This is a genomic window from Dolichospermum sp. LEGE 00246 (genome assembly GCF_015207865.1).
Classification (GTDB): Bacteria; Cyanobacteriota; Cyanobacteriia; order Cyanobacteriales; family Nostocaceae; genus Dolichospermum; species Dolichospermum heterosporum.
Window position 1 is genome coordinate 1 of the sequence record NZ_JADEWA010000232.1, and the last position, 8553, is coordinate 8553.

At 36.8% G+C, this 8553-nt stretch carries 5 protein-coding genes; 4 read left to right on the forward strand and 1 reads right to left on the reverse strand.

Annotation, left to right across the window (positions count from 1 at the left end):
• The first annotated feature begins 230 nt into the window (after positions 1 to 230).
• Positions 231 to 674, forward strand: a complete 444-nt coding sequence (locus IQ228_RS15485; RefSeq protein WP_370566899.1) for a DUF2887 domain-containing protein — start codon at positions 231 to 233, stop codon at positions 672 to 674.
• A gap of 363 nt (positions 675 to 1037) precedes the next feature.
• Here the strand turns inward: IQ228_RS15485 and IQ228_RS15490 are convergent, their stop codons facing one another.
• A complete protein-coding gene (locus tag IQ228_RS15490; protein ID WP_193963430.1) occupies positions 1038 to 3197 on the reverse strand; it encodes a Tex family protein in 2160 nt (719 codons plus the stop codon).
• A gap of 220 nt (positions 3198 to 3417) precedes the next feature.
• On the opposite strand from IQ228_RS15490, the gene IQ228_RS15495 reads away from it, so the two are divergent.
• The 3 genes from IQ228_RS15495 to IQ228_RS15505 all read left to right on the forward strand — a co-directional run.
• Complete coding sequence (locus IQ228_RS15495) at positions 3418 to 3630, forward strand: hypothetical protein (RefSeq protein ID WP_027402177.1); 213 nt, start codon at positions 3418 to 3420, stop codon at positions 3628 to 3630.
• A 931-nt stretch (positions 3631 to 4561) separates the two neighbouring features.
• Entirely contained in the window at positions 4562 to 6553 is a 1992-nt protein-coding gene (locus IQ228_RS15500; protein WP_193963433.1) for a cytochrome P450, read from the forward strand.
• A gap of 22 nt (positions 6554 to 6575) precedes the next feature.
• A partial coding sequence (locus tag IQ228_RS15505) for a type I polyketide synthase (protein ID WP_193963435.1) occupies positions 6576 to 8553 on the forward strand: 1978 nt, incomplete at its 3' end.

Here is an 8553-nt window from a genome sequence, read left to right on the forward strand (position 1 = left end):
ATTTATTATTTTATTAAAGATATTTATTTTTAATCATATTTAGCGATTTTCTGAAAACCACTTGTAGTACAATATAAACTAAATTATAGCACTATGTCCACATCGTCTTGCTTTGCAAATAACAGAATCTAATAGAGTTCTTTATTTAGCTGTACCTATTGATATTTTCAACACCTTTTTTCAAGATTGAATAAAAACAATTTCAAGAAATACCCAACATATTTTTTTAACTGATTGGTAACTCTCACCAACTAGCCGAACTTTATCAATTTTCATCAGTTGAAGTCAAACAAACAGCCTTGAGAATAGATGGAGTTTTCTTACCTAACCAAAATACAGATAACCCGATCTACTTTTTAGAAGTACAATTTCAATCAGACAAGGATCTCTACCATAGACTTTTTAGCGAAATATTTCTTTACATTCGCCAAAACAAACCCAAAAATCAAGCCATGTTTGGATTAAGTGAGTTAAAACAAACCCGATTTTATCAAGAAGCAAAAGAAGAGGGAAAGGAAGAAGGAATAGAAGTAGGTGAACGCAAAGCCAAGTTAGACGCAGTTCCTGGTTTGATAGCATTGGGTTTAACTACAGAACAAATCGCACAAGTTTTAAACTTAAGTTTGGCAGAAATTAGCGAGATTATTCAACAACAGAATACAAAAGACAGGTAAACATTTGGTGATTTGTGATCAAATCTCTGATTTTCATCCTTTAATCCTGCATATCCTGTATCCCTTACGGGAGGTGTTAGCCAGTTCTGACAATTTACCTAACTAGCAACTTACGTTAAATATAGTAAGTAGTGAGACAGAATTAATTACACAATGTCATTGCGTGGCGTTAGCCATATGGAACGAAGTGAAATGAAGCAATTCCAAGGGTTGTGATTGCTTCCCTTCGCTCGCAATGACTGTAAATATTTTTGTCCAATTACTTAATTGTCGGTTGAGTGAGATACAAGAACCCAACCCCCAACTCCCTCTTTGCAAGCGAGGAGGGGGCTATGATTAACATAAAAAGTCAGGAAGAGGTAATTATTGTTTGATTCCTTTCATTGATAAACCTATGCGTTTGAGTTTTTCGTTGATTTCTAAAACTTGCACTTTAACGACTTGTCCAACTTTGACAATTTTTTTTGGATCATCTACAAATCTATCAGCAAGTTGGGAAATATGCACTAAACCATCTTGATGGACTCCAATATCAACGAAAGCACCGAAGTTAGCAACGTTGGTAATAATTCCTTCTAGTTGCATTCCTACGGTTAGATCTTTAATTTCTTTGATTCCTTCTTTAAAGGTAGCATATTTAAATTCAGCACGAGGATCTCTGCCTGGTTTTTCTAATTCGCTGAGAATGTCGCGCAGGGTTGGTTCTCCAATGGTGTCAGTAACATATTTTTTGATGTTGGCTTCTTTGAGTTTTTCTGCAACTTGTGTAACTTGATTCAAGGATACTCCTAAATCAGCCGCGATAGATTGCACTAGGGAATAACTTTCTGGATGAACTGCGGTATTATCTAAGGGATTTTCACCACCACGAATTCTTAAAAAACCTGCTGCTTGTTCAAAGGCTTTTGGTCCTAGTTTGGCTACTTTCAAGAGTTGACGACGATTTTTAAATGCGCCATTTTCGTTACGATAGGCAATAATATTATTAGCTATGGTTGGGGTAATTCCCGAAACAAAGGTGAGAAGTTCTTTAGAAGCTGTATTTAAGTCTACACCCACATAGTTAACGCAACTTTCGACGGTTTCATCTAATTTCTTTTTCAGTAATTTTTGATCAACGTCATGTTGATATTGTCCTACACCAATTGATTTAGGATCTATTTTGACTAATTCGGCTAAAGGATCTTGCAATCTTCTCCCAATACTAATTGCACCCCGCACGGTAATATCTAAATCAGGAAATTCTTCTCTAGCTACTTCACTGGCGGAATATATAGATGCGCCAGATTCATTTACCATGACTTTAACTGGTTTATGGGCTATATTTGGTAATACTTCGGCAACAAATTCTTCTGTTTCTCGTGACGCTGTACCGTTACCAATAGCAATTAATTGAATGTGGTATTTTTCCAGTAATTTCTTAATAGTTTGGGCGGCTTTTTGGCGTTGTTCTGCGGCTTGGTGGGGAAATACGGCTTGATATTCTAAAAATTGTCCAGTTTCATCTAGTATAGCGACTTTGCACCCGGTTCTAAAACCAGGATCTATCGCCATTGTCGGTTTCATTCCTGCTGGTGCAGATAACAGCAATTCTCGCAAATTTGTTTCAAAGGTTTTGATTGATTCTATGTCAGCAAAGGTCTTTTTCTCGTTAGTTACTTCGCTAATTAAGGAAGTTTTGATTAAGCGGTTAAAACTATCTTTTAACATGACTTGATAAAATTCACGCACGTTACTAACCTTAGTTTTAATTTCTTGAGATTCTAAATAACCCAGGATAAAATCTTCGTCATAAGCAACTTCAAAACTGAGGATTTTTTCATCTTTTCCTCGACATAAAGCCAACATATTATGAGGGGCAATATTTTTGACTTTAATTTGATAATTGCGGTACATTTCAAATTTAGTCGTCCCTTCGGGATGGTCATCTTTAATCCGAGAAATAAACAGCCCATTTTCTAAAAGATAATCGCGGATATATGCGCGTAATTCTGCTTTTTCTGCTACTTCTTCTGCTAAGATATCAGATGCCCCTTTTAAAGCTTCATCTGCACTTTTTACTCCTAAAGTTTCGGAAATATACTTTGCTGCTGCTTCCTCTAATGATGCAGAAACAGCATTTTTCGTATTTAGAGATTGAATAAATCTGGCGAGCGCTTCTAACCCTTTTTCCCTAGCAATGGTAGCACGAGTCCGACGTTTAGGACGATAGGGTAAATATAAATCTTCCAGTTCAGTTTTTTGTAAACAGGATGCTATTTTTGCTTGTAGTTCTGGGGTAAGTTTATCTTGTTGAGCGATCGCACTCACAATTACTTTTTTTCTTTCTTCTAACTCCGTTAAGTAATTATGCCTATCTTGTAAATCCCGTAATTGCACCTCATCCATTTCATCTGTTTTTTCTTTACGGTAACGCGCAATAAAGGGAATTGTTGCCCCTTCTGCTAAAAGTTCCAGCGCGTTTTGTACCTGCTGGGGTTTAAGTTGTAGTTCACTGGCGAGGAGTTGGGAAATGTTCAACATCGGGTATTTAAATTAAAAGTGTTAAATGAATTCCAGCACGAATAGATAGTGTTAGTTCAATGTACCAAATAATCACACTATTTGAAAATAGCGATTCCATAGCTTGACAATAAAATCGTTGCCATTTTGCTTTACTTAAGTATAATGTTAACAACGTCCTTGAAGAAGGTTGAAATCTACTGGTATTAAACAGTAGCTCGTAGTTTGGAGATTAGTAAAAATGCCTTTGTTTTTCTTAATGACATTAGTGACAGGTGTAATGACTGGCTATCTCTTTAAAAGAAATGATGATGAAATCACTAATATTGCAGGTGTTTTCACAGCCGTTATTTTTATTGTAAGTTTAGTATTAGCACCTTGGCCAATTCAGTTTGGTTTGTTAATGTTTGTGGTCATTGTCAGTAACAAATTACTGAAGAAAAATTGGTTTTAAATATTATTGTAGGTATTACACTTTACTTAATAGACATATCCAGAAATTAAATATGCGTGACCTGAAACCATTGTAGAGACGTTCCATGTAAGGTCTCTACCATCTTGGAGATGTCTAATAGACTGGAGATGGCTGTAGCCTTTTTAGCTTTTGCCCAATTATGGTATATACTGAAAACTGTTAATAGTTTAACCAAATATGAAACCCCTCTGGTAAACCTCTCCAGTATTAAATGTTATTCCTTTTCCCTCTCCTAAAAGGAGAGGGTTAGAGGGTGTTTTAAAAGTTATGGTTGATGTATCAAATATTTTTTACCCCACCCTAACCCTCCCCTTAGTAAGGGGAGGGAACTGGACTTTTATTGTTTCCCCCCTTTATAAGGGGAAAGAGGGGTAAGTAGTGAGACAGAATTAATTACACAATGTCATTGCGTTAGCGTAGCGTGGCGTTAGCCATATGGAACGAAGTGAAATCAAGCAATCGCCAGGGTTGTGATTGCTTCCCTTCGCTCGCAATGACTGTAAATATTTTTGTCCAATTACTTAGCAATGTGATAAAAATTACGGGATACGACTTTTCAAACAACCTCTTAGGGAGAGGTGCGGGGAGAGACTTTGAACTTGTTCTTTGTATGATAAAAAAGTCCAGCTTCTAGCCGTTTTGAGTATAATTCACGTGAGACGAGATAAATTCGTAGTTATAAGCTGTTGTGCATTTAGTTTGTATAATTCTAGCGGGCAAGATGCCCGCACTACAAAGTTCAAGTAAATTATGGTTATCAAATTTAGCTGCGTAACAGCTTAAGTAGGTGAACAGAAAAATTTAAAGGTATGTAACCTTATATAAAGTTGTCTCAATCCGAGATTCTGATTGAGTTTCGTCCATTTCATAAAACGCAATAAATTTCGCTTTTATTATATACACCTACTTAATGCTCAATTTACTATCAATCCTTGACCAAAAAGCAAGTCAAAGCCCCGAAAAATTAGCTTATATTTTTCTCAAAAATAGAGAAAATCAAGAGCAAACGATTACTTATCAACAACTATCTCAAATTTCAAAAAGAATTGCCGCTAGGTTACAATCTCTAATCCCCCCAGGAGCCATAGCCTTATTGCTTTATCCCCAAGGTTTAGAATTCATCGCGGCTTTTTTAGGGTGTCTATCTGCTGGAATTATTGCAGTTCCTGCTTACCCACCAAAACGGAATCAAAAAATATCTCGATTAATAGCAATTATTGAAGATTCTCAACCTCAAATTATTCTGACTACTAGCTTTCTTTTAGAAAATATTCAACCGAAACTTGAGAATTTTTTAGACTTATCCGTAACGCAATTTTTGGCAACAGATAATCTAAATGATGACCAAGACTTTGAGTTTCATCTCCCAGAGATTAGTGGTGATACCCTAGCTTTCCTCCAATACACATCAGGTTCAACGGGTTCGCCGAAGGGAGTAATGATTTCCCATGACAACATTGCCAATAATTCAGTTTATATTCAAAAAGCTTTTGAACTTACAGAAAAAAGTGTTTCTGTGACTTGGTTGCCGAGTTTTCATGATATGGGGTTGATTGATGGTATTATTCAACCTCTTTATACAGGTTTTTTGGGTATTGTGATGTCGCCTGAATCTTTTTTAAAGAATCCTATGCTCTGGCTACAAGCAATTACCAAATATCGAGCAACTCATAGCGGTAGTCCCAATTTAGGCTATGAATTATGTGTGCGAAGAATTACGCCAGAACAACAGAAAAGCCTTGATTTAAGCAGTTGGCTAAGTGCCTACAATGGAGCAGAGCCAATACGAAGAAAAACCCTAGATAATTTTAGTGATAAATTTCAATCTTCTGGATTTAAATCTCAATATTTTTATCCCTGTTACGGCATGGCAGAAGCAACCTTAATGATTTCTGGGGGTAATATTGAAGATGAGCCAGTTTACTTAAATGTTCAGTCAGAATCTTTGAAAAATAATCAAATTGTAGAAGCAGAGAAAGATAGTGAAAATTATCAGGAACTTGTCGGTTGTGGCCATGCTTGGCAAGATATGGAAGTCAAAATTGTCGATCCTGAAAGTTGTTTAGAATGTGGTGAGAATCAAGTAGGAGAAATTTGGATTTTTGGTTCTAGTATTGCTCAAGGTTATTGGCACCAAGAAGAACAAACGATCGCAACTTTTCAGGCTAAATTAGCGAATACAACGGACGAAAGAAATTTTCTCGGAACAGGCGATCAACCAGTATCTTTGGAAAAATATAAAGAACAAAATCAAATCATGATTGAAAATAGAGCCTATCTTTCCCAAAAAATAGCTGAATATAAAAGACAACCAAATAATGGTTTGATCAGCCAGTTAGCTAATCAGAAAGATCAGGTCAATACACTAACAGAAGATGAAATAGTTAGCACTTGTATTCTGCTAAGTGCGACAGCCCAGGAATCAACAAAAGGACTAGTCAGCAATGCTCTTTTAGCCCTGTTAAAACACCCACAAAGTTTAGAATATGTACGACAAAATCCTGATAATATTAAAAATATTGTCGAAGAATTGTTGCGTTATGATAGTCCCATTCAGTATGTCTCTCGTCGAGCAATGGAAGACGTTGAGGTTTCAGGAAAAATTATTCATCGCGGGGAATATGTCGTTATCTATATCGGTGCAGTAAACCATGATCCTGAATACTTTTCTCGTCCCCAACAACTGGATTTCAGTCGTCGCAAACCTAATTTGGCTTTTGGCGGTGGTATTCACTATTGTTTAGGAATGTTTTTAGCCAAGCTTGAAGTGCAAATCGCCCTAAATGCACTGATGCAACGTTTACCAGATATTTGCCTCAATACAGATAAATTAGACTGGTATGAAAGCAATATTTCCAGAAGATTAAAAACTCTTCCTGTGAAATTTACGCCTATTTATTAATCGTATATACAATTTAATAATGATGACTAATCTCAAAATACAGAAAGAATCTATTGCAATTATTGGCATGGGATGTCGTTTTCCTGGTGCAAATGATCTCAATGAATTTTGGCAAGTTAATCAAGATGGAATTGATGCTATTACGGAATCCCCCAGCGATCGCCCTACGAAAATGACAGGTTGGGGCGGATTTTTGAAAGGAATAGATAAGTTTGACGCGGCATTTTTTGGGATTTCCTCAAAAGAAGCTACAAAAATTGATCCCCAACATAGATTCTTATTAGAAGTAACTTGGGAAGCTTTAGAAGATGCAGGGCAAATTCCCGAAAAATTAGCAGGTACTAACACGGCTGTTTTTGTTGGTATTTCTTGTAGTGAATATCATCAGTTAGTCATTCAACAAGAGGCGATTCCAGATATAGAGGCAACAACGGGTAATCATCGCTCTATGGTGGCTAATCGTATTTCCTATCATTTTGATTTTTGCGGTCCTAGTCTGGCAATTAATACGGCTTGTTCATCCTCTTTGGTAGCCGTTGATCGCGCTTGTCATAGTTTATGGACTGGGGAAAGCTCTTTGACTTTAGCCGCAGGTGTAAATATGATATTTTCTCCTGCCATCACAAACAGATTTATTAATGCTGGATTACTTGCCTCTGATGGTTTGTGTAAAACGTTTGATGCTAAAGCGGATGGTTATGTTCGGAGTGAGGGGATCGGAGTCGTTGTCTTGAAACTTTTATCCCAAGCTCAAATAGATGGCGATCGCATTTATGCTGTAATTCGAGGGAGTAGTGTTAATCACAATGGTAGTGGTAATGGCTTAACCGCACCCAATATGCAAGCTCAGATTGATCTCTTGCAAAAAGTTTATCAACAGGCTGATATTGATCCCAGTTCTATCAATTATATTGAAGCTCACGGGACAGCGACATTGATCGGAGATACCCTGGAAATGAAGGCGTTAGGTGCAGTGGTCGGCAAAGATCGAACTCCCGATAATCCCTGTCGAGTCGGTTGTGTGAAAACCAATATTGGTCATACAGAAGCCGCCTCTGGTATTGCGGGTTTGATTAAAGTCGCTCTCTCCCTTTACCATCGCCAGATACCACCTAATTTACATTTTCAAGAGCCTAATCCGGCTATTCCTTTTGCCAAGCTAGGACTAAAAGTACAAGAAACCTTAGAAATTTTACCAGAAGAAACAGAGCCAATTCGAGCGGGAGTGAGTGCTTTCGGTTTAGGCGGAACGAATGCTCATGTGATATTAGAATCAGTTCCATCTCAAGAAAAGGCTGAATCTAATCTTTTTCCCTTACAAATTTTCACCCTAACCGCAAAGAGTCCCACTGCTTTACAGGCTTTAGCCCAACGTCACCAAGCTTTTTTAGAAGATAAACCTGAAGCATCTTTGGTGGATATTTGTTTTACTGCCAATACCAGGCGATCGCAATTTAAACACCGTCTAGCTATTATCACTGAATCCAAAGAACAATTGAAAGATCAACTCAATATTTATATTCATAAACAATTGTCACCAAGTATATTCAGTGGCCAAATTACGAGGCGAAAACCTGCACCAATTTGTTTCATTTTTTCGGGAGAAAGCGATAAAATTAAGCCGCTGATTAAATTATTTTATAAAAGTCAGCCAGACCTTGATTCCCTTCTAGAACCATTGGAATTGATTCTTGATTCTCATGTAGGCAACTCTTTTTTAGAATTGATTGAAAAAGAGAATTTAGAAAATATTGTTCATAGCCAACTAGTTGATTTTATTTGTGAATATGCGATCGCTCAATTATTGAAATCCTGGGGAATTGAACCTGCAATATCTATAGGTTATGGTACAGGAAATTATACAGCTTTAGTATTAGCAGAAATTTTCACCTTAGAAGATATAATTTCTCTAATTTTAAAAAAGGAAGACTTAACATCAACTCAGAATTTTCAACCTGCAAAAATTCCTGTGGTTTCATCTATTACTGGTAATACAATTC

What these genes read in the sequence shown, in the direction of transcription:
- IQ228_RS15490 (WP_193963430.1), bottom strand. Translation starts at nt 3,197, where the DNA reads ATGTTGAACATTTCCCAACTCCTCGCCAGTGAACTACAACTTAAACCC.
- IQ228_RS15495 (WP_027402177.1), top strand. Translation starts at nt 3,418, where the DNA reads ATGCCTTTGTTTTTCTTAATGACATTAGTGACAGGTGTAATGACTGGC.
- IQ228_RS15500 (WP_193963433.1), top strand. Translation starts at nt 4,562, where the DNA reads ATGCTCAATTTACTATCAATCCTTGACCAAAAAGCAAGTCAAAGCCCC.